Origin of the sequence: Daejeonella sp. (genome assembly GCF_044342615.1) — a bacterium.
Classification (GTDB): domain Bacteria; phylum Bacteroidota; class Bacteroidia; order Sphingobacteriales; family Sphingobacteriaceae; genus Daejeonella.
In genome coordinates this window covers 1-23,196 of the sequence record NZ_JBIIPN010000029.1, presented here as the reverse complement: position 1 = coordinate 23,196, position 23,196 = coordinate 1, and the positions used below count along the sequence as shown (strand labels likewise).

Below are 23,196 nucleotides of genomic sequence, written 5' to 3'. Positions count from 1 at the left end.
CCTTTTATTGATTTTAAAATGCCGGTTTGGACCCCAGGGTCTTATTTAATTAGAGAGTTTGCAAAAAGTGTAGAGTCTTTTAATGCTGTAAATGCTGATGGAACAACACTTAATGCAGAGAAAATAAATAAAAATACTTGGCGTGTGACTACGCAAGGGACTAACCTGGTTAAGCTGACTTATCGTGTTTACGCATTTGAAATTTCTGTAAGAACCAGTTTTGTTGATGAATCGCACGCATTTTTATCTCCGACGAGCATTTTTATGTATCCTGATGGACAAATAAACAAACCATCAACAATAACAATTAAACCTTACAAAGGTTGGAGTAAAATATCTACGGGTCTTGAGCCTCTAGCTTCTAAAGCGAATACTTTTATTGCCCCTGATTTTGATATTCTTTATGATTCTCCTTTTGAAATTGGCAATCAGGATATTTTTGAATTTGATGCAGCTGGTGTAAAACATGAGGTAGCAATGTATGGCGGTGGTAATTATGACCCCGAAATTTTAAAGCGAGATATGGCAAAAATTGTTGTGGAGCAAACCAAAACATTTGGTGTTAATCCAAATAAAAGGTATGTTTTTATTGTTCATAATTTTAATTCTGGCGGTGGCGGATTAGAGCATTTAAACTCTACTGTTTTAGGTGCAAGTCGTAATTCATACAATACCGAAGCTGGTCGTTTAAGGTTTTTGAGTTTGGTTTCGCATGAGTATTTTCATTTATGGAATGTTAAGCGTATGCGCCCAATTGCTTTAGGACCGTTTAATTATGAAGCTGAAAACTACACCACTAATTTGTGGATTGCTGAAGGTTTCACTGCCTACTATCAGGATATTTATACCAAAAGAGCAGGTCTGCAAAGTCCGGAACGCTATGTTGCCGATCTTGCTAATGTCATTAACCAGGTAGAAAACCAGCCAGGAAATAAGGTTGATCCGGTAAGTCAAGCCAGTTTTGATGCATGGATTAAGCAATATCGTCCGAATGAAAATTCAGCTAATTCAACGGTTTCTTATTACAGCAAAGGTGCCTTAATTGCTCTAATTATGGACTTGGAAATCATTCATTCTACTGGAGGAAAATCTGGCTTGGATGAAGTTTTGAAAGCCGTGTATGATGAATATTATGTAAAGAAATCTAGAGGTTATACTGATGCAGAATTTAAGGCAATGGCTGAGAAGATTGCAGGAAAATCTTTCGATGATATTTACTCAAATTACATTAACGGAGTTAAAACTATAGATTATAATAAATATTTTAATTACGCAGGTTTAACTTTAATTGATGATGCTAAAGCTTCAAAGGAACCTTATTTAGGGGCCAACACTAGTCTTCGCGATGGAAAAATAATTGTCACTAGTGTTTTACGCCAAAGTCCGGCTTGGGTTTCAGGTTTAAACGTAAACGATGAAATTCTTGCAATGGATGAAATACGTATTAATAATGTTTCTGATCCTCGTATGTCTGAGGTAAATAAATTTATTGGCACTAAGCGCGTAGGGGATAAAATTAAGGTTCTTATTAATCGTGATGGTGAATTGTTAACTCTTGATGTTGCTCTCGAAAGAAATCCAAACCATAAGTTTAAAATCCTTAGTTTGGACGGTGCAACTGCAACGCAAAATGCAGTTAAAAAGAGATGGCTAAATCTTTAATTTAAACAAAAAAGCAGCCCTAGGGCTGCTTTTTTGTTTAAAAAGTAAATCTAATTGCTAAACCTAAATCATTTGAACTTAAGCCAGAATTAGGTGTAATTTCTAATCTTGGACGCCAGTCGAGTGCCAGATTTATCGGGGCTCCATTAAATTTATAATCTAAGCCAATAACCCCATCGGCACTAAAAAATACCTCTCCATCAAAATCTCTTCTTTTATAGGAACCAATACTCGCACCACCACCATAATACCAATTCAATCCAGGTGCATCATTAATTGGATTATGAACTTCATATAGTCCGGTGAAGAAAAAACGATCAAAATCATCATTGTTTCTAAATGATAAATTGAAATCCAAGGCTTTATTTGAATTTAAAAAGGTTTTGTAGTTAATTCCATTGTATGGGCCTAATCGGATACCTATTGCATTTTCATAGGATTGGGCAATTCCATCCGTTTTTGCTATTAGCAAAAATCCTGCTGTTAAGCTTAGTAATAATAGTTTTTTCATGATTTTATTTATTAGTTCAATAAACCATTCAAATACAATGCCAACACGCTTTTTATTCTCAAAAACAATGTTTTCTCATCTCTTAAATTAATCTACGAACACCCTTTTTAAGCGTAAAATGCTCTTCTAAGCTAATTCTAATTTGTAGTGGTTGAAATTTTAGCTATTTTGCTAAATTAATAGATAAAACTATTGTTCCTATGGCACAAATAACACGCGTTTTTGATCTTCTACAGCTTTCAATTGAAAAGTATCAGAAGGATGATATGGTGGCAGCCAAGCAAGATGGCGTTTGGGTTAAGTATTCAACTGAAAAGTTTGTAGGCTTAGCAAACGGATTAAGTTGCGGTTTGATAGCTAGCGGAATTAAAAAGGATGATAAAGTGGCTATCATGTCGCCAAACAGACCTGAATGGAATATCTGTGATTTTGGTATCATGCAGATTGGTGCAACACAGGTTCCAATGTATCCAACATTGGCCGAAAATGATATAAAGTTTATTCTGAAAGATGCCGAAGTTAAAATTGTATTCGTCTCCGATAAAGTATTGTTTGATAAATTAGATAAGGTTCGTACAAAAGATTCACTAAACTTTGATATCTACAGTTTTGATAAAATTGAAGGTGTTCCACATTGGATGAATTTAATCGAACTTGCAAATCGTTCTGAACCAATTGATCTGCAAGTCTACCGCGATCGTATCACACCTGAAGATTTATTAACCTTAATTTATACATCTGGTACCACAGGAACTCCCAAAGGTGTAATGCTTACTCATGATAATCTAGTTAGTAATTGCATTGCTTCTTCTGTAATGTATCCCGAAAACTTCTCAAAAGCATTGAGTTTTCTTCCTTTATCCCACATTTTTGAGCGCATGGTTTTTTATATGTATTTCTATTTGGGGATATCTATTTATTATGCACAAAGCATGGATACCATTGCCGATGATTTAAAAGAGGTGAAGCCACATGGTTTTACAACCGTACCTCGCTTACTTGAAAAAGTGTACGACCGCATCGTAGCTAAAGGCTCTGAACTTACCGGTATTAAAAAGCAATTGTTTTTTTGGGCACTCAATTTAGGACTTAGATACGAGCTGGAGGGGAAAAATGGATTTTTCTATGAATTGCAATTAAAAATTGCCAATAAAATTATTTTCCCAAAATGGCGTGAAGCACTTGGTGGGAATATTATGGCACTAGTTTCTGGTGGAGCGGCTTTGCAACCAAGGTTAGCACGTGTATTTTGGGCCGCTAAAATGCCGGTTCTTGAGGGCTACGGATTAACAGAAACTTCGCCGGTTATTGCAGTAAACGGCCTCAGACCTGGAGCTGCAAAATTTACTACCGTAGGTAAAGTTATTAAGGATGTTGAAGTGAAAATTGCCGAAGATGGCGAGATTTTATGTAAAGGGCCTAATATAATGAGGGGCTATTATAATCGCCCTGATCTAAGCAGTGAGGTAATAGATAAAGATGGCTTTTTTCATACTGGTGATATTGGTGAGTTTGTGGATGGTGTTTATCTTCGCATCACAGATCGTAAAAAAGAAATTTTTAAAACTGCCGGCGGCAAGTATATCGCTCCTCAGGTGCTTGAAAATAAATTCAAGGAATCGCCTTATATTGAGCAGGTAATTGTAATTGGTGAAAATGAGCGCTTCCCTGCTGCATTAATTTTACCTGCTTTTCCAGCATTGTCTGCCTGGTGTGAAAGGTCTGGAATATCCTATACTACTAATGAGGAAATGATTAAAGATCAGCGAATTATTGATAAAATACAATCAGTAATTAATCACTTTAATCAGGAATTTGGAAATTGGGAGCAGGTGAAGAAATTTGAATTGTTACATAATGAATGGACTATTGATGGTGGTGAATTAACTCCTAAATTAAGTTTAAGAAGAAAAGAGATTCTACAGAAATACAAAACTCAAGTTGTGAAAATTTATAAAAATGAATAAGAATATTAAAGTCGCATACAATTTATTTATCCTTTTTGCCATTGGTCTGTTTTTAAACTCATGTGTTGGTGGTCAAACAGGTAGGAATAATAGCGGGCAATATAAAAATGGTATGGTGGTTTCGGCTCATCCTGAAGCTTCAAAAGTCGGACTCGATATTCTTAAAAAAGGTGGCAATGCTATTGATGCTGCCGTTGCAGTTCAATTTGCATTGGCCGTTGTTTATCCAGACGCAGGAAATATTGGTGGTGGCGGATTTTTAGTTTATCGCTCGGCAAAAGGAGAACTTGCAACACTCGATTTCAGGGAAAAAGCACCCGGAAATGCTAGTCGTGATATGTATCTCGATGCTGCAGGAAATGCCATTACTGAAAAAAGTATCTACGGCCACCTTGCAGCCGGTGTTCCAGGAAGTGTTGATGGAATGGTAAAGGCTCATGCTAAATATGGTAAGCTATCCTGGGCAGAAGTAGTACAACCAGCGCTAAACCTTGCTCAGAATGGCTTTTCAGTCACAGAAAGTCAGGCGCAAGAGTTTGCCGCAATGCAAAAATCAATAAAAAAGTATAATCCTGGGAAAAGCTATTTTATTAAAGATAAGTGGGCTAAAGGGGAGTTGTGGGTTCAAAAGGATCTAGCTAAAACATTGCAATTAATACGTGATAATGGTCGCGATGGCTTTTATGCCGGTGAAGTTGCCGATCTTATTGTTGCCGAAATGCAAAAGGGTGGTGGTTTAATCTCCAAGGAAGACCTTAAAAATTATCAGGCACAATGGCGCGACCCTCTAGTAGGAAATTATAAGGATTTTAAAATTATAACAATGCCCCCACCATCAAGCGGAGGTATTGCATTATTACAATTGCTCAACTCTGTAGAGGCTTATCCTCTACAACGTTATGGCTTTAACTCAGATTCAACACTCCAGCTTCTTGTGGAGGCAGAAAGACGTGTTTATGCCGATAGAGCTACTCACCTTGGTGATCCCGATTTTTACAAAGTGCCTCAAAAACAATTGATTGATCCTAAATATTCAATCCAGCGCATGGCTAATTTTAATTGGAATAAAGCCACCTTAAGTTCTGATATCAAAGCAGGTGAAATTATTGCTGAAAGTGAAGAAACAACTCATTTCTCTATTGTTGATCGTCAAGGTAATGCGGTAGCAGTAACTACAACCTTAAATGGTGGCTATGGCTCCATGGTTTTTGTAAATGGCGCCGGATTTTTATTGAATAATGAAATGGACGACTTTTCTGTTAAGCCAGGAACACCCAATATGTTCGGTCTTTTAGGAGGAGAGGCAAATGCTATCCAACCTGGAAAAAGAATGTTGAGCTCTATGACTCCCACCATCCTTGAAAAAAATGGCGACCTTTTCATGGTTGTAGGTACTCCCGGTGGTTCCACAATAATTACCTCCGTTTTTCAAACAATTTTGAATGTAGTTGAATTTGAAATGGGCATGCAAAGTGCTGTAAATGCCAAAAGATTTCACCATCAATGGCTACCAGAAGAAGTGGTTGTTGAAAAAGGTGGGGTGGATAGCCTAGCAAGAGTTAAGCTAGAATATAAAGGTTATAAATTCAGAGAAAGAAAAGCAATCGGTCGAGTAGACGCAATCTTGAAAACTAAATGGGGGTATTATGAAGGTGGCGCAGATCCTCGTGGCGATGATACTAAGCTTGGCTGGTAAATCTATTTTTAAGGTTATTTGAAAGGGTATTTTATAAGACTCGTCTGACTCATACCGTTCTTTTCATAAAGTGCTATGCACTGCTTTTGAAAAGAATTTTCAATGTTTTCTCCTTCTAATTGTAACTTCCCAAGGAAAGGACTCTTGCTTAAGAAAAAATAAATTCGCGTGGTGCCATATTTATTGTGAGGCATATAATTACCATATTGCTCCATCGATTCCCAGTTTTCTTCATCAATGCTTACAGCATAAATCCTAACTATCGGTCCAGTATTTTGTTCATTTCTTATGAAAGCAACTTCCTTTAAATTCCCCTTTAGTTCCCTAATTCCAGGGTTACTTAGCGCATTCCAAAGCATCGCCACAATTATTAGTGTAGAAATAAGATATAGGTAAATTTTGTTTTTCTTCATTGCTGCTCAAATCTAAGCTTAAAATCATTCAGAAAAAACCTTTAAATTCTTCTAAAAAATATGCTTTTGTGTTTGTTTTATAAATTTCTTATCAATAAATTTGCTATGCTTGCATAGTAATTTGAAATGAAGCCTGAAGAAACAGTAGATTATTTTTTAAAGATTGTTTGGCAAACAGTTGCCAATAAATACAATCAAATTGCATCTGATTTTGGGATTACACAAGCCCTAGGTTATATGCTGATTAATATTCACGAAGAGGGGACTGCTGTATCACAGATCGCGGCCCTATCGGGAGTGAAGTCGACCAGCTTGTCTAGAATCCTGAAAAACATGGAGGAATTGGGTCTCATTTTTAGGGAGATTGATCCAAAGGATAAAAGGTCTGTTAAGATATTTTTGACTCCTTTTGGAAAAGAGAAACGCCAATTAGCAAAAGGGGTTGTGCGTAGCTTTAATGAGTATTTAAACGCACATATTTCCGACAAGGAGAGACTCCAATTGATTAAAACATTGAATAAAATAAATCAACTAACCGCTGATTATAAACCTCAGCCTCATTGTTCGGATCCTTCGAATAGTGAGGCTTGAATTCTTAAGATATGAAACGAGTGATTAGAAAAGTTGCTGTATTGGGTTCGGGTATCATGGGTTCTCGAATTGCTTGTCATTTCGCCAATATTGGTGCTGAAGTGCTTCTGTTGGATATTTGTCCCAAAGAATTAAATGCTGATGAACAAGCTCGGGGACTTGATTTAAACCATAAAAATGTGCGGAATCGCATTGTTAATACCGCGCTCGACAGTACCTTAAAATCGAACCCCTCAGCCATTTTTTCTAAAAAAGTCATTCCTAATATCACAACGGGCAACTTTGAAGATAACATGAAGGATATCGCCACTTGCGATTGGGTTATTGAGGTGGTTGTTGAAAAGCTTGAAATTAAGAAGTTGATTTATGATCAGGTTGAAAAATATAGAACATTAGGTACTTTAATAAGTTCCAACACATCAGGAATTCCAATTCATTTAATGGCTGAAGGGCGTTCTGATGATTTTAGAGCTCATTTTTGTGGAACACACTTTTTTAACCCGCCACGTTATCTTCGTCTTCTTGAAATAATTCCGACGCCCGAAACAGAGCCTGAGGTGATTGATTTTCTGATGCATTTTGGGGATAAATTTCTTGGTAAAACTACCGTTTTATGTAAAGATACGCCGGCATTTATCGCCAATAGGGTAGGTGTTTATTCAATTATGGCACTTCTTCATTTGGTGCAAAAAATGGATCTCTCGGTTGAAGAGGTTGATAAATACACTGGCCCAGTTTTAGGTAGGCCTAAATCAGCTACTTTTCGTACCACAGATGTAGTTGGTTTAGATACGATGATTAATGTTGCTGCTGGATTATACAACAATCTTCCAAATGATAAAGCACATCAACTCTTCGAACTTCCTGATTATGTGAAGAAGATGCAGGAAAATCAGTGGCTTGGCGATAAAACTAAACAAGGATTCTATAAGAAAATAAAGGGTGCAGACGGTAAATCCGAGATTCTGGCTCTAGATCTTAAAACTTTAGAGTATAAAGCGCAACAAAAAGTCAAATCTCAGACACTTGAAGCCTGTAAATTAGTCGATAATTTATCAGAGCGCATGAAGGTTTATGTGCAAGGAACAGATAAGGCAGGTGAGTTCTTCAGGACTTCTTTTTTCGGGCTTTTTGAATATGTTTCTGATCGTATACCCGAGATTTCGGACGAATTATACCGCATTGATGATGCCATGAGGGCAGGTTTTGGTTGGGAATTGGGTCCATTTGAAGTGTGGAACGCTCTTGGTGTTAAAAATGCCATTGAGGGAATGAAAAAATACGGCAAAGAAGCTGCCCCTTGGGTGCATGAAATGCTCTCTGCTGGTCATGATTCCTTTTATAAGGTTGAAAATGGTATTAAGAAATATTATGATATCCCATCTAAAGCTTACAAGGTAGTTCCTGGCTCGGAAGCATTTATTATCCTTGATAATATTCGTGCCAATAACATTGTTTGGAAAAATTCGGGGACAACTATTACCGATCTTGGCGATGGTATCCTAAACCTTGAAATTCATACCAAAATGAATACCATTGGTGGTGAGGTTATTCAAGGAATGAATAAGGCAATTGACTTTGCAGAAAAAGATTTTAGAGGTTTGGTGATTGGTAATGATGGGGCAAATTTTTCGGCAGGGGCTAATATCGGAATGATATTTATGGCCGCAATAGAGCAGGATTGGGATGAGATAAATTTAGCCATTCGCATGTTTCAAAATACGATGATGCGGATGCGATATTCATCGATTCCTGTTGTTGCAGCAGCTCATAATTTAACTTTAGGTGGTGGTTGTGAATTATGCTTACATGCCGATTTTGTCCAAACAAATGCCGAAACCTATATGGGTTTGGTGGAATTTGGTGTGGGATTAATACCTGGGGGGGGCGGAACAAAAGAATTTGCGCTCCGTCTTTCAGATGAATTTAAAGAGGGTCAAATCGAGCAAGCAGCACTTAGAGATCGTTTTTTAACGATCGGGCAGGCTAAAGTTTCGACTTCTGGCATGGAAGCATTTGAATTGGGTTACCTACAAAAAGATAAATTCGGAATCACCATGAACCGAAGTCGCTTGATTATTGACGCTAAAAATAAAGCTTTAGAACTTGCTGATAGAGGTTATACCCAACCTATAAGACGTAAAGGTATACGGGTTTTAGGTAAGCAGGGCTTAGGTATTGTGTATGCAGGTGCGAACGCTATGCTTGCAGGAAACTTTATCTCAGAACATGATAAAAAAATCTCTGAAAAGTTAGGCTATGTTTTATGTGGTGGTAATTTATCGCAACCAACATTAGTTTCAGAACAATATTTGCTCGATTTGGAGCGTGAAGTATTCCTCTCCCTTTGTGGAGAAAGGAAAACTCTGGAGCGTATTCAAAGTATTTTAACTAAGGGGAGACCTTTGAGGAATTGAGAAAGCAGATTTGAGATGTGAGATTTGAGATGTGAGACATGAGATTTGAGACATTAGCGAAGAGTGTATAATTTGATTTTAAGACTATATGCATAATTTGAAAGAGCTTAAAATATGGAAAAAGGCTATTGATTTGGCAGTTGAGGTATATCAAGTTACTTCCTTATTCCCTCTTGAAGAGAAATACGGTTTAACCTCACAAATTCGCCGTGCAGCTGTCTCCATTTCATCTAATATCGCTGAAGGAGCTGGAAGAAATTCCGAAAAGGAGTTTAAACATTTTTTAGGAATTGCGAATGGCTCTTCTTATGAACTTCAAACTCAATTATTTATATCAAATAAACTAAGTCTTATAAACAATGAAGATTTAGAAAAATTGAATCACTGTATCGATGAATTACAAAAAATGAATTATGGTTTTCAGAATATGTTAAACAAAAAATCCTCAAATTTTAAATAAATGTCTCAAATCTAATGTCTCACATCTCACATCTCACATCTCATATCTCACATCTAACTACTAAACATGGCATACATCATAGCAGCATATAGAACAGCGGTTGGAAAATCTGCACGAGGGGTATTTCGTTTTACGCGTGCGGATGATCTTGCGGCCGACGTTGTCAAACATTTGATGGCGGAAATCCCAAATTTGGATAAAGATGAAATTGACGACGTGATTGTTGGAAATGCTACACCAGAGGCTGAGCAGGGACTAAATATCGCACGTATGATCTCATTGATGGGTTTAGGTACGGATAAGGTACCAGGGGTGACAGTAAATAGGTATTGTGCTTCGGGCTTAGAAACTATCGCGATGGCTACTGCAAAAATAAAATCAGGTATGGCCGATTGTATCATTGCAGGGGGTGTTGAAGTCATGTCTGGGATGCCTTTCGGCGGATGGAAATTAGTCCCGAACCCAGAGGTTGCCAAAAATAATCCAGATTGGTACTGGGGTATGGGACTCACGGCGGAAGCTGTTGCAAAAGAATTCAAGGTGAATCGTGAAGATCAAGACGAGTTTTCCTTCAATTCTCATCAAAAGGCCATTGCAGCAATAAAAAATGGACATCTCAAGGATGGGGTGGTACCAATTACCGTGAAGGAAACCTACTTAGACGAAAATTTAAAACAAAAAACGAGAGAATTTATCGTTGATACCGATGAGGGACCGAGGGCTGATACTGCCATAGATAAACTTGCAAAATTAAAGCCTGTTTTTGCCGCTGGCGGTACGGTAACGGCTGGAAACTCGTCGCAAACATCAGATGGAGCAGCTTTTGTGCTTGTTGTTTCTGAGAGAATGCTTAAAAAATTAAATGTAGAGCCTATTGCACGTTTAGTGAGTTATGGAGTAGCTGGCGTACCCCCTCGAATTATGGGTATTGGACCGATAGAAGCTATTCCCCTCGCATTAAAAAAGGCTGGAATGAAGCAGGATGACCTTGATTTGATAGAATTAAATGAGGCCTTTGCTTCACAATCTCTTGCTGTAATTAGAGCGCTCAATCTCGACCAAAATAAAGTAAATGTGAATGGAGGAGCAATTGCACTAGGTCATCCACTTGGATGTACCGGAGCAAAACTTTCTGTTCAACTATTCAATGAGTTAAAAAGAAGAGAAAAGAAATTCGGAATGGTAACGATGTGCGTAGGAACAGGGCAAGGTGCAGCAGGGATTTTTGAGCTTTTGTAAATAGGGTAGAAAGAACAAGAAACAAAGAACCAAGAACAAGAAATAAAGAATAAAGACAAAACGTTTTTAGCACGAACTAGTCCTGGCTCTTTGCTCCTTATTCCTTAATCTAAAAAAATATGGAATCATTAAAAAACAAATCAATCAGAGGCGGAGAGTTCATTATCCGCGAAACGGCATGTGAAGATATTTTCATTCCTGAAGAGTTTGATGAAGAGCAGTTGATGATCAAGAAAACTTGTGAAGATTTTCTTGAATCGGAGGTTTATGCCAATTTAGATAGAATTGATAAGCTGGAAGAGGGTTTAATGGTCAGTTTAATGGATAAGGCTGGCGAACTTGGTTTGTTGGCCGTATCTATTCCAGAAGAGTATGGAGGCTTTGGAAAAAATTTCAATACTTCTATGCTTGTTGCGGATTCTGTCGGACCAGGTTGTTCGTTTGCAGTTGCTCTTTCAGCGCATACAGGAATTGGCACCTTACCTATTTTATATTATGGAAATAAGGAGCAGAAAGATAAATATATCCCCAAATTGGCTACAGGTGAATGGAAGGCTTCCTATTGCCTTACAGAGCCAAACTCTGGATCGGATGCTAATTCGGCTAGGACAAAAGCAGTTCTTAATGAAACAGGTACCCATTACCTGATCACCGGCCAGAAAATGTGGATTACCAATGCTGGTTTTGCTGATATCTTTATCGTTTTTGCCAAAATTGACGATGATAAGAATCTATCTGCTTTTATAGTAGAAAAAGACTTTGGTGGGATTACAATGAATCCTGAGGAGCATAAAATGGGAATTAAGGGCTCATCAACACGTCAGGTATTTTTTAATGAATGTCCTGTTCCTGTAGCTAATTTGCTTTCAGAGCGTCAAAATGGCTTTAAAATTGCTGTAAATATTTTAAATATCGGCAGAATTAAACTAGGAGTTGCCGCAATTGGTTCATCGCGTAGGGTTTTAAATCACGCAATTAATTATTCGAATGAACGTGTTCAGTTCGGACTACCAATCTCAAAATTTGGGGCAATCCGATACAAACTTGCCGAAATGGCCAGCAGAAACTTTGCGATTGAAAGTGCGGCCTATCGTGCTGGACAAAATATTGATGACGCCTACGATGCGCTTGTTGCTGAAGGAATGGATCCATCCCAAGCAAAGCTTAAATCTACCGAACAGTTTGCCGTAGAATGTGCCATTTTAAAAGTTTGGGGATCTGAAATGCTCGATTATATCGTTGATGAAGGAGTTCAGGTTTATGGTGGAATGGGCTATTCTGCCGATGCACCGATGGATCGTGCTTATCGCGATAGCCGTATTAACCGAATTTTTGAAGGTACGAACGAAATTAATCGAATGTTGATTCTAGACATGCTTTTGAAGCGTGCGATGAAAGGGGAATTGGATTTAATGACCCCTGCTCAAGCAGTTGCATCTGAATTAATGTCGATACCCGATTTTGCTGAGGAAGATACCACTCTATTCGCCGCCGAAAAGAAAGTACTGCAAAATCTTAAAAAAGCGGGACTAATGATTGCTGGTTCTGCCGTACAGAAATTGATGATGACACTCTCTAAAGAACAAGAGATTTTAATGAATATCGCCGATATTATTGGCTATGTATATGTTCTTGAATCGACCATTCTTCGTGTTGAAAAATTAGTTAAACTGAGAGGGGAAGAGGCTTGTAAAGGTCAGTTAGATTTAATGCGAATCTATCTTTATCAATCAGTCGACAAAGTTTCAATAGCCGGTAAAGAAGCACTTTGCTCCTTTGCTGAAGGTGATGAATTGAGAATGATGCTTGTGGGACTACGTCGATTTACCAAAATGGAACCATTTAATATCAAAGATGCACGTCAGCGTGTTGCCAAACAGCTGATTGAAGCAAATAAATACTGTTATTAAAATTAAAAAACATCAGCTCCAATTTCGGGGCTGATGTTTTTTCTCTTTATCATTATTCTGTCAATGTTTTTCATTGCTCGTATTTTCTTTATAAATATGACAATATTTCAACCGTAGAAAACATTCCTATCTTTTGTATTAGCGATATTTGTATATCAAAATTCAAAACCTAATGGAAAATAGAAATTTCAATTTAGTTGAAAGAATAGTACTTCTTTTAAAGCAATATTTCATGTCTATTTCGAATTTATTTTTCCCTTTGGATAACAATCGTGTATTTGTTTTTATACCATCGAGAGTTAAAAATTCAGTTAATACGCTAAGAGTTTTTAGAAATCAGACTCTAAATAATTTATAAAATGGCTAAGAAAAAGAGTTTAATCAGTGCAGAAGAACTGCAAAATGCCTATGTAGACTATGTTTTAACGCAGGGTCACATGCCGAAGTCTGTTTATGTTTTCGCCAAAGAAAACGGAATGTCTGAAGACGAGTTTTACAATCATTTCGGCTCTTTTGAGGGTATTGAACAATCTATATGGACAGATCTTTGTCGGAAAGCGCTTACTGAAGTTGAAAATCAAGAAATCTGGTCTCAATATTCTTCTAGAGAGAAAGCTCTTGCCTTCTTTTATGCCTTAATTGAGCTTTTGAAGAGTAAAAGAAGTTTTGTGCTGTACAGCCTGAAGCAATCAGGTCCTAAAATTGGTAGTCCATCTGTTTTAAAAGGTGTGAAAACTATTTTTGAAGATTTTGCCACAGGCATTATTAATCAAGGCCTTGAGCAAGGTGAACTTGCTGATAGAAAATTTTTTACCAGCAAATACAAGGATGCACTTTGGATGCAGTTTGGTTTTATTCTTAATTTCTGGGCCAAGGATAGCAGTGCAGGTTTCGAAAAAACAGATGAAGCCATTGAAAAAGGAGTTAATGTAACATTTGATTTATTTGAAAAATCAGCGCTTGATAGTATTCTCGACTATGGTAAGTTCATGATGAACAATGGTGGCATGAAACAAAACATGAAATTTTAATTATTTTTTATTGGCATTAGCCAAAAAATATGAAAGAACAAGATAGTATCCCAACCTCAAAAACACAGCGTTCGGCAAAATTTGTTAAAACAGGTTTTAAGGTTGGCGGTAATTATATTAAGCATTATTCTAAGAAATTATTTAATCCTGAACTTAGTAAAGACGAGTTAAATCTTGACAATGCCACAGATATATATAACTCTTTAAGTGAACTAAAGGGGAGTGCTTTGAAAGTTGCTCAAATGCTTAGTATGGATAAAAATATCCTTCCTAAGGCTTATGTAGATCAATTTTCATTATCCCAATACAATGCACCACCATTGTCTGGTCCGCTGATTGTTAGAACTTTTACCAAGTATTTCGGAAAAACTCCTTCCCAAATTTTTGATGAATTTAATATCAAATCCACTAATGCTGCATCAATTGGTCAGGTGCATCAGGCGGTTCTAAATGGGAAGAAATTAGCAGTTAAAATTCAATATCCTGGGGTTGGGGATAGCATCTCATCCGATTTAAAGATGGTTAAACCCTTTGCTTTTCGCTTGCTTGGTATGAGTCAGAAGGAGCTTGAGGTTTATATGTCGGAGGTTGAAGATCGTTTGTTGGAGGAGACTGATTATGACCTTGAAATTAAGCGTTCTATTGAATTCTCGGAAGCTTGTAAAAATATTCCGAATCTAGTATTCCCTACTTATTTCCCTGATTTATCATCGAAGCGCATCATTACAATGGAATGGCTCGATGGAATGCATATGAAGGAGTTTTTAAAGACAAATCCCACGCAAGAAATTCGCAATCAGGTAGGGCAGGCTTTATGGGATTTTTATAACTTTCAACAACATGAACTAAGAGCTGTTCATGCAGATCCACATCCAGGAAATTTCTTGATTACATCCGATGGTAAATTGGGAGTTATTGATTTTGGCTGTATCAAAGAAATGCCAGCCGATTTTTATAATCCTTTCTTTTCCTTAACATCAACAGATATGCTTCAGGATAAGGCAAAAACGATTAAAGCCTTCCGTGAATTAGAAATGATTCGTGAAAATGATAATGCTTCTCAAATCGAATTTTTCTATCAAGTGTATAAGGAAATGATCGAGTTATTTGCTCAGCCATACATGTCTAAAACCTTTAATTTTAGTGAAAAGGGCTATTTTGATAAACTCTATAATTATGGAGAAAGGATTGCTAAAATGCCTGAATTTAAGCAGGCTAGAGGTGTAAAACACTTTATTTATGTAAATCGCACCAATTTTGGTTTATATAATATGCTTAATGAGCTAGGAGCAACAGTTAAAACAGATACCTGGAAACCTCACGTTAATCTCGCTTCCTAAAGTATATTTGCCGATTTTTCATTCAATTGTTATTTATTTTTCGTATATTATTATCTATTTATTTAGTTAAATAATGTTAATCCTTACTTTTTAACATTTAAATGGATAAATTTGCATTATTATGAAGATGAGTAAAATATTGATTTTGTCGTTTTTTTTGGCGCTTAGCTTAGGCTCATGCTCAAAAAACGATGATTATGATCCTGCGAAGCAAGCCGAATTAGATGAAGCTTTAATTGTAAAGTTCATTGCTGATAATAAAATAACAGCAGTTAGACATCAAAGTGGCGTTTATTACCAAATTTTAAGTCCAGGTACTGGTTCCGTGACCTATACCGCAAATACCGTTGTAACTGCAAAATATACTGGCAGACTGCTTAATGGTTTTATATTTGATCAAACAACAACACAAATACCATCGTTTCCTCTTGGAAATGTTATCGTAGGATGGCAAATTGGGGTCCCTTTAATTCAAAAAGGTGGTAAAATACGATTACTCATTCCTTCAAATTATGCATATGGTCGTAATGCAGCAGGTCAAATTCCCGCTAATTCAGTTCTTGATTTTGACATAGAACTAACTGACGTAAAATAATTTATAGACGAAATGAGACGATTTTTAAAATACACTTTCCCGGTTTTTTTATCATTAGTAATTTTTGCTTCTTGTAAAAAAGAATACGAAACAATTGATGTAATTGATGATAGGAATATTCAGGAATATATTCAGAAGAATAAATTAAACGTTTTACAGTATCAGCAAACAGGTATTTATTATGAGGTGCTTACACCGGGTACGGGCCCTGTGCTCGACTACTCCGACATGATTCCCGCAATTATTACAACTCGCTCTATAGATGGTAAATATACATCAATAGATACTTTTAGTGTTTCTAACAGATACTATAATTTCTTAGGTTATTTCAATCCTGAAGCTGTCCGACTGGGTATAAAAGAAGTGTTGAAAAAATCAAATGGTACTATCAGAATGATCATTCCTTCACGTTTAGCATTTGGACGTAATGGTTCAGGCAATATACCAGGTAATGCTTCTATAGATATGACAATTCGTGTGTTAGATATATCCAAAATAGCAGCATATGAGGATTTTTCAATAAAAACTTATCTTCAAACTAATTCCTTAACTGGGTTTACAAAAACATCTTCCGGACTTTATTATAAAATCGCACAACCAGGAACGGGAAGTCCGATTACAGTAGATTCAACTATTGTAGCAAATTATACCGGTAAATTATTAAATGGTGTTGTTTTTGACAGAGCTGCACCAGGAAGTGAGGCTACATTTCCTTTGAAAAATTTAGTTCAAGGATGGCAAGAAGCTATTCCATTAATTAAACAAGGTGGCTCCATTCGTTTACTTGTCCCATCTTCTTTAGCTTATGGAATGCAGGGTAGCTCCCCGTCAATTCCAGCATTTTCTGCTCTTGATTTTGAAATTAATGTAACCGACGTCAAGCAGTAATTATAATTACTATTCAAATTTTGTCAGTCCGGACCCCGATCCGGACCTGACTAACTACTTATATAATTCTGCAATTGCTCAATTGTTTGCTGTTGATCTTCAATTACAAATTTCACTAGATCACCAATTGAAATTATACCAATAACAAGTCCATTTTCAATAATAGGTAAGTGTCTGATGCGACGCTCAGTCATAATTTGCATACAATGATCTAAGCTTGTCCCGAGCTCAATTGTTACAAGCTTCTCAGACATTACCTCTTTAATTTTGGTTGATTTGGAAGACTTCCCAACTAAAATAATTTTTCGGGCATAATCTCTTTCAGTAAAAATCCCCTTCAATTTAGAGCCATCCATAACAAGTAAGGCACTAATGTTATTATCCATCATTATCTGCAATGCATCTAATACTGAAGTTTCAGGACTCACAGAAAAAATAGATTTGAAATTGTTCTGGATGATATTGTTTACTGTTTTCATATCAGAGAATTTTAGCTAACTAAATATACTCAAATATTTTCGAATTATCGGATTCAATTTTATTTCACAATGAAGGAAATCTTCGAGTTTTGATTCTAAAAACGTTCAAAAATGTATTTTTTTTAAAATCATAGCTATTTATCAAAAAACTTACAAGAAAATGATCAATAAAACCAATTCTAGACCGTATTTTGGCCTAAATTTTAAAAAGAGGAAAATTCTTCTTTTAAGAGCAATCAGGGATAGCCCTTTATACTTATGAGTGGGAAAACCATATTAGTTTGGTTTAGAAAGGATTTACGAATTCACGATAATGAAATATTAACCGAAGCGGTACGCAAGGGTAATAATATTATTCCTGTTTATTGTTTTGATCCTAGGCATTTTGACTTAACTTATTTCGATACTTTAAAAACTGGAGTGATTCGTGCCCAATTTTTATTGGAAAGTGTTGCCGATTTACGTAAATCATTTCAAAATCTGGGAGGCGACCTTGTTATTCGCGTGGGTAGGCCTGAAAATATTCTTCCAGAATTGGTTTCTAAATATCAAGTTCATGAGGTTTATCACCATCGTGAAGTAGCCTCCGAAGAAACTGGTATTTCGGCAATGGTTGAAGATGCCTTATGGAAATTAAAAATTAATCTTAAACATTTTATCGGTCATACTCTCTATCACAAGGAAGATTTACCATTCCCAATTAATAACATTCCGGATGTATTTAGCAATTTCCGAAAGAAGATAGAGCGTGATAGCTCTGTAAGAAGTTGTCATGATGCACCAGGAGCAATGGTTTTCCCTGCTAATTTAGAATATGGAGAGCTACCAAGTTTATCCGAATTGGGTTTTCATGATCCAGTGAAAATTGATGAACGTTCCGTAATGAAATTCCATGGTGGGGAAACAGAAGCTTTAAAACGCTTGCAGGATTATTTCTGGGCCACTAATTCTGTAAAAACATACAAGCAAACTAGAAATGGTTTAATTGGGGCAGATTATTCTTCTAAATTTTCAGCTTGGATTGCCTTAGGATGCCTTTCGCCACGTGAAGTTTATTGGGAAATTAAGAAATATGAGCAGGTTCATGGGGCAAATGATTCAAGCTACGGACTTTACCTCGAATTATTGTGGCGTGATTATTTCCGCTATATGTTTAAAAAATACGGCAATAAGTTCTTTCAAAAATCTGGTTTTAAAGGTGTCGCGCCAGAAGAAGGAGAGAATCAATTGGCATATTTCGAACTTTGGAAAAAGGGTGAAACAGGAATACCTTTTGTGGATGCAAACATGCTTGAACTCAATGCTACAGGCTTTATGAGTAATAGAGGGCGTCAAAATGTGGCAAGTTTTCTAGTTAAGGATCTCAAAGTCAATTGGATGTGGGGAGCAGCTTATTTTGAAGAAAAGTTAATCGATTATTGCCCCGCAAATAATTGGGGCAATTGGGCTTATATCGCTGGAGTAGGAAATGACCCTAGAGAGTATCGTTATTTTAATGTGCTTAAACAGGCTTTGGACTATGATTCTCAAGGAGATTATGTGAAACTCTGGTTTCCAGAATTAAGTTCCTTAAGCCCTGAAAACATTCATCAACCTTGGAAAATTTCGGAAGATGAGCGTGCAGAATATCAGTTGAAGAGCTTCGCGAAAGCGCCAATTTATGCGCCAGAGCTTGGTGCAACGAAGGGAAAAATTTAAATAACTGTTCAAATTATGCTCTTTTGAATATTTAGAGCGTTTTTTGGAACATTTTTACTAATTTCACATGCAATTATTCTGATTAAATTGTTTGACTTAAATTAAAAAATAGCGTTCAATTTTCAGGATTCTATGCTTAAAGTCTTATTTTTGTGTCGCAAAAGACATTGTTTTTAAATGGATAAATTATCATACCTCAGTAACGCGAATTCCGAATACATCGATTCTCTTTATCAATCATACAAAGAAGATCCAAACTCTATTGATTTTGGATGGCAGAAATTTTTTGAAGGTTTCGATTTTGGTCGTGGATCTGAAGCGGGAGTTGTAAGTGCCGAAACTCCCGATCACTTTCTCAAAGAAATAAAAGTTTTAAATCTAATCAACGGATATAGGCAGCGTGGGCATTTGTTCACAAAAACCAATCCCGTTCGTGAACGTAGATCTTACTTCCCAGGAAAGGAACTTAGTACTTTTGGTTTAGAAGAGTCAGATCTGAATACCGTATTCAATGCTGGTGTTGAAGTGGGCCTTGGTGCCGCTACTTTGCGTGAGATTCTTGCCTTAGTTGAGCAAACTTATTGTCAGTCGATAGGTGTTGAATATAAATATGTTAGAAATCCTGAAAAACTAAAGTGGTTTGAACACAGGATGGAGTCGGAGCGAAATACTCCTAATTTCAATATCGATACCAAAAAGAGAATATTGAGTAAGTTGAATGAGGCGGTTGTCTTTGAAAATTTCCTCGGAACTAAATTTTTAGGTCAGAAAAGATTTTCTCTTGAAGGGGCAGAAGCAGTTATTCCTGCCTTAGACTCAGTAATTCATAAAGGGGCTGAACTAGGAATTGAAGAATTTGTAATTGGCATGGCGCATAGAGGTCGTTTGAATGTCCTAGCCAATATTATGCAGAAGACCTACAAAGATATTTTTTCTGAATTTGAAGGGAAAGGATACGATGTAAATACTCCATTTGGGGGTGATGTGAAATATCACATGGGCTATTCTACAGATGTTAAAACTGATTCAGGAAAGAACGTTCACCTAAGCTTATGTCCTAATCCATCGCATCTTGAAACCGTTGACTCGGTGGTTCAGGGTATGGTACGCTCAAAAATTGATTTTAAATACGAAGGTAATCATAAGCGAATAGCACCTATTTTAATTCATGGGGATGCATCTCTTGCTGGTCAAGGTATAACCTATGAGGTTTTACAAATGGCTAAGCTTGATGGCTATAGAACGGGCGGAAGTATTCACCTTGTAATCAATAACCAAGTCGGATTTACCACTAATTATAAAGATGCTCGTTCATCAACCTATTGTACCGACCTTGCAAAAGTTACCCTTTCTCCAGTATTTCACGTAAATGGGGATGATGTTGAAGCCATCGTTTATGCCATTAACATGGCCGTTGAATATCGTCAGAAATACCATAATGATGTATTTATAGATATTCTTTGTTACCGTCGCTATGGTCATAATGAAGCGGATGAGCCTAAATTCACACAACCACTTTTATACAAGGCCATTGAGAAGCATGCCAATCCGCGTGAAATATATAATCAGAAATTATTAGATCAGGGGACTGTTGATGCTAATTTGGCGAAGGAAATGGAAAAGAATTTCCGTGCCCTTTTGCAAGAAAAATTAAATCAAGCTAAAGAGGAAAGCTATTCGGCTGTTCATCAGGTGTTTGGAGGTGTATGGGCTGGCCTAAAATTGGCTAAAGAAGGCTCTATTTTAAAGCCTGTAGAAACGAAAGTCTCTGAAAAAGAGATGCTTGAGCTAGCAAAATCTATTAGCACTTTGCCAAGTGGAAAGAAATTTTTCAAGAAGATTGAAAAACTTTTTGATGAGCGTAGAAAAATGTCTGATACCAAAGTCTTTGATTGGGCTATGGGCGAATTACTAGCTTATGCAACGCTACTCAAAGAAGGTTTTAGAGTGCGTATCAGCGGTCAAGATGTGGAAAGAGGAACATTCTCTCATCGCCATGCTGTATTAACATTGGAAGACTCTGAAGAAGAGTATATCCCTCTTGCTCAATTAAATAGTGATACTGCGAAATTTGAAATTTATAATTCTCACTTATCAGAATATGGTGTTTTAGGATTTGAATATGGCTATGCGCTAGCAAACCCAATGGCACTAACTATTTGGGAAGCTCAATTTGGAGACTTTGTGAATGGTGCTCAAATTGTAATCGATCAATTTATTACCAGCGCTGAGACTAAATGGCAACGTTCTAATGGTCTAGTAATGTTGCTTCCGCATGGTTTTGAAGGTCAGGGACCAGAACATTCATCTGCAAGGATTGAACGTTTTATGGAGGCTTGTGCCGATGATAATATCCAAGTTGCCAATTGTACAACTCCTGCAAATTTATTTCATATTTTACGCCGACAGCTAAAACGTGATTTCCGTAAGCCTCTAGTAGTCTTCACTCCTAAGAGCTTGTTGAGAAGTCCGGCTTGCGTGAGCAAACTCGAAGAATTTACTAAAGGTAAATTCCAAGAAGTAATTGATGATGCTTTTGTAAAAGCAGCAGATGTTAAACGCGTTCTTTTATGTAGTGGTAAGGTTTATTATGATCTTCTAGACAAGCAGCAGAATGATAAAAGAAAAGATGTAGCTATTGTTCGTTTAGAGCAGTTATATCCATTGCCTTATGCTCAGCTGGAAGCGATAAAAAGTAAGTATAAAAATGCTCCTGAACTGATTTGGGTGCAGGAAGAGCCTGAAAATATGGGTGCATGGCCTTATATTTCAAGGAAGTTCCGTAAATCAGCATTTGATTTCGATTTAATATCCCGTAAGGAGAGTAGTAGTACGGCTACAGGCTATGCCAAACAACATGCGGCACAGCAATTATTTATTGTAACTAGTGCTTTTGAAAATGTTGCTGGATCGAAAAGTAAAAAATAATAGAAGAGCAGCACGTATATTTGTTAATATTGAAGAATTTTATTAAAAAAATACCATTATGAGTTTAGTGATCAAAGTCCCACCAGTTGGCGAATCTATTTCTGAAGTTACCTTATCCCAATGGATAAAAAAGGATGGCGACTATGTTGAAATGGATGAAGTAATTGCCGAATTAGAGTCGGATAAAGCAACTTTTGAGCTAACAGCTGAGAAAGCTGGGACTTTAAAAACTATTGCTAGTGAGGGTGATACCCTTCCAATTGGTGCTCCCGTGTGTAGTATTGAGGAAGGCGGACAGCCAGCAGCAGCAAAAGAAGAAGCTGCTCCAAAGGCTGAAATAAAGGAAACTGCACCTAAGACTGAAGATGCAAAGGCAAGTACTTATGCTTCTGGCGCTCCATCGCCTTCGGCGGCTAAGATTTTAGCTGAGAAGGGTGTTGATGCCGCTAGTGTTAAAGGAACTGGTGTTGGAGGAAGATTAACTAAAGAAGATGCTTTAAATGCAGATGCTTCTAAGAAGGCAGTAGCTCCCGCAGCCGCTCCTGTTGTTGCAGCTTCTGTACCTGGTTCTCGTGTTGAAAGACGCGAAAAAATGTCTTCTTTAAGAAAGACAGTTGCAAAGCGCCTAGTTTCAGTTAAAAATGAAACTGCCATGTTAACAACCTTTAATGAGGTTGACATGCAGCCAATCATGGACATCCGTGCCAAATACAAAGATAAATTTAAAGAAAAGCATGGTGTTGGTTTAGGATTCATGTCTTTCTTCACAAAGGCGGTTTGTGAAGCCTTAAAAGAATTCCCATCTGTAAATGCACGTATTGAAGGTGAAGAAATTGTGTTTAATGATTTTGCTGATATCTCAATTGCTGTTTCTGCACCAAAAGGCTTAGTAGTTCCTGTAATTAGAAATGCAGAAGCGATGTCTTTAGCTCAAATTGAAGCCTCTGTAATGGCATTAGCTGTGAAGGCACGTGATAGCAAGTTAACTCTGGAAGAAATGACTGGTGGTACTTTTACAATTACCAACGGTGGTGTTTTTGGTTCCATGATGTCGACGCCAATTATCAATGCTCCTCAGTCTGCAATTTTAGGAATGCACAATATCGTAGAGCGCCCAGTAGCAGTAAATGGACAGGTTGTTATTCGCCCAATTATGTATGTGGCTTTATCTTATGATCATAGAATTATCGACGGACGTGAATCTGTTGGATTCCTTGTAAAGGTTAAGCAATTATTGGAAGATCCTACAAGATTGCTTTTAGGAGTTTAATCAGATAGAAAATTAATCTTATGTAAAAGGCCGGTACATTTAAATGTACCGGCCTTTTACTTTGTGTTATTTGTAGCTATTGGTCGATTTATTCGATTTTT

The 23,196-nt window shown here is 37.0% G+C and carries 18 protein-coding genes; 15 read left to right on the top strand and 3 right to left on the bottom strand.

The window, feature by feature from the left end:
• The coding region (locus ACIQ0D_RS04360) for a M61 family metallopeptidase (RefSeq protein WP_395803344.1) at positions 1-1,662 on the top strand (1,662 nt) is incomplete at its 5' end.
• 37 nt (positions 1,663-1,699) lie between these two features.
• Here the strand turns inward: ACIQ0D_RS04360 and ACIQ0D_RS04355 are convergent.
• A complete protein-coding gene (locus ACIQ0D_RS04355; protein WP_395803343.1) occupies positions 1,700-2,173 on the bottom strand; it encodes a hypothetical protein in 474 nt (157 codons plus the stop codon).
• 200 nt (positions 2,174-2,373) lie between these two features.
• Between ACIQ0D_RS04355 and ACIQ0D_RS04350 the strand changes: the two genes are divergently transcribed.
• Positions 2,374-4,140, top strand: coding sequence for an AMP-dependent synthetase/ligase (locus ACIQ0D_RS04350; RefSeq protein WP_395803342.1), 1,767 nt, complete (start codon positions 2,374-2,376; stop codon positions 4,138-4,140).
• Positions 4,133-5,836, top strand: coding sequence for a gamma-glutamyltransferase (gene ggt / locus ACIQ0D_RS04345; protein ID WP_395803341.1), 1,704 nt, complete (start codon positions 4,133-4,135; stop codon positions 5,834-5,836). The genes ACIQ0D_RS04350 and ggt overlap by 8 nt, the downstream gene beginning before the upstream one ends.
• Positions 5,837-5,850: 14 nt before the next feature.
• Here the strand turns inward: ggt and ACIQ0D_RS04340 are convergent, their stop codons facing one another.
• Positions 5,851-6,249, bottom strand: coding sequence for a hypothetical protein (locus tag ACIQ0D_RS04340; RefSeq protein ID WP_395803340.1), 399 nt, complete (start codon positions 6,247-6,249; stop codon positions 5,851-5,853).
• A gap of 126 nt (positions 6,250-6,375) precedes the next feature.
• On the opposite strand from ACIQ0D_RS04340, the gene ACIQ0D_RS04335 reads away from it, so the two are divergent.
• From ACIQ0D_RS04335 to ACIQ0D_RS04295, 9 genes are all read left to right on the top strand, one after another.
• Complete coding sequence (locus ACIQ0D_RS04335; protein ID WP_395803339.1) at positions 6,376-6,840, top strand: MarR family winged helix-turn-helix transcriptional regulator; 465 nt, start codon at positions 6,376-6,378, stop codon at positions 6,838-6,840.
• Positions 6,841-6,851: 11 nt separating this feature from the next.
• A complete protein-coding gene (locus ACIQ0D_RS04330; protein ID WP_395803338.1) occupies positions 6,852-9,257 on the top strand; it encodes a 3-hydroxyacyl-CoA dehydrogenase NAD-binding domain-containing protein in 2,406 nt (801 codons plus the stop codon).
• A gap of 88 nt (positions 9,258-9,345) precedes the next feature.
• The gene (locus ACIQ0D_RS04325) at positions 9,346-9,717 is read left to right on the top strand and encodes a four helix bundle protein (protein ID WP_395803337.1); all 372 of its coding nucleotides are present in this window, start codon (positions 9,346-9,348) and stop codon (positions 9,715-9,717) included.
• Positions 9,718-9,783: 66 nt separating this feature from the next.
• Positions 9,784-10,956, top strand: coding sequence for an acetyl-CoA C-acyltransferase (locus ACIQ0D_RS04320; protein ID WP_395803336.1), 1,173 nt, complete (start codon positions 9,784-9,786; stop codon positions 10,954-10,956).
• Between the two features lie 119 nt (positions 10,957-11,075).
• The gene (locus tag ACIQ0D_RS04315) at positions 11,076-12,866 is read left to right on the top strand and encodes an acyl-CoA dehydrogenase family protein (protein ID WP_395803335.1); all 1,791 of its coding nucleotides are present in this window, start codon (positions 11,076-11,078) and stop codon (positions 12,864-12,866) included.
• Positions 12,867-13,225: 359 nt separating this feature from the next.
• Positions 13,226-13,897, top strand: a complete 672-nt coding sequence (locus tag ACIQ0D_RS04310) for a TetR/AcrR family transcriptional regulator (protein ID WP_395803334.1) — start codon at positions 13,226-13,228, stop codon at positions 13,895-13,897.
• 29 nt (positions 13,898-13,926) lie between these two features.
• Positions 13,927-15,237: an ABC1 kinase family protein gene (locus ACIQ0D_RS04305; RefSeq protein ID WP_395803333.1), complete on the top strand. Its 1,311-nt coding sequence runs from the start codon at positions 13,927-13,929 to the stop codon at positions 15,235-15,237.
• Positions 15,238-15,358: 121 nt separating this feature from the next.
• Positions 15,359-15,832 carry an FKBP-type peptidyl-prolyl cis-trans isomerase gene (locus ACIQ0D_RS04300; protein ID WP_395803332.1) on the top strand — a complete coding sequence of 158 codons (474 nt, stop codon included), beginning with the start codon at positions 15,359-15,361 and terminating at the stop codon, positions 15,830-15,832.
• Between the two features lie 12 nt (positions 15,833-15,844).
• Positions 15,845-16,720, top strand: a complete 876-nt coding sequence (locus ACIQ0D_RS04295) for an FKBP-type peptidyl-prolyl cis-trans isomerase (RefSeq protein WP_395803331.1) — start codon at positions 15,845-15,847, stop codon at positions 16,718-16,720.
• Positions 16,721-16,770: 50 nt separating this feature from the next.
• Here ACIQ0D_RS04295 and ACIQ0D_RS04290 read toward each other — a convergent pair whose 3' ends face one another.
• On the bottom strand, positions 16,771-17,199 hold the full coding sequence (locus tag ACIQ0D_RS04290; RefSeq protein WP_395803330.1) for a CBS domain-containing protein: 429 nt from the start codon (positions 17,197-17,199) through the stop codon (positions 16,771-16,773).
• A 258-nt stretch (positions 17,200-17,457) separates the two neighbouring features.
• Here ACIQ0D_RS04290 and ACIQ0D_RS04285 point away from each other — a divergent pair, with 258 nt between their 5' ends.
• The 3 genes from ACIQ0D_RS04285 (at position 17,458) to odhB (ending at position 23,095) form a co-directional block, all read left to right on the top strand.
• The gene (locus ACIQ0D_RS04285) at positions 17,458-18,897 is read left to right on the top strand and encodes a DASH family cryptochrome (protein WP_395803329.1); all 1,440 of its coding nucleotides are present in this window, start codon (positions 17,458-17,460) and stop codon (positions 18,895-18,897) included.
• Between the two features lie 177 nt (positions 18,898-19,074).
• Positions 19,075-21,825 carry a 2-oxoglutarate dehydrogenase E1 component gene (locus ACIQ0D_RS04280; protein ID WP_395803328.1) on the top strand — a complete coding sequence of 917 codons (2,751 nt, stop codon included), beginning with the start codon at positions 19,075-19,077 and terminating at the stop codon, positions 21,823-21,825.
• A 58-nt stretch (positions 21,826-21,883) separates the two neighbouring features.
• On the top strand, positions 21,884-23,095 hold the full coding sequence (gene odhB / locus ACIQ0D_RS04275; protein ID WP_395803327.1) for a 2-oxoglutarate dehydrogenase complex dihydrolipoyllysine-residue succinyltransferase: 1,212 nt from the start codon (positions 21,884-21,886) through the stop codon (positions 23,093-23,095).
• Positions 23,096-23,196 lie beyond the last annotated feature (101 nt).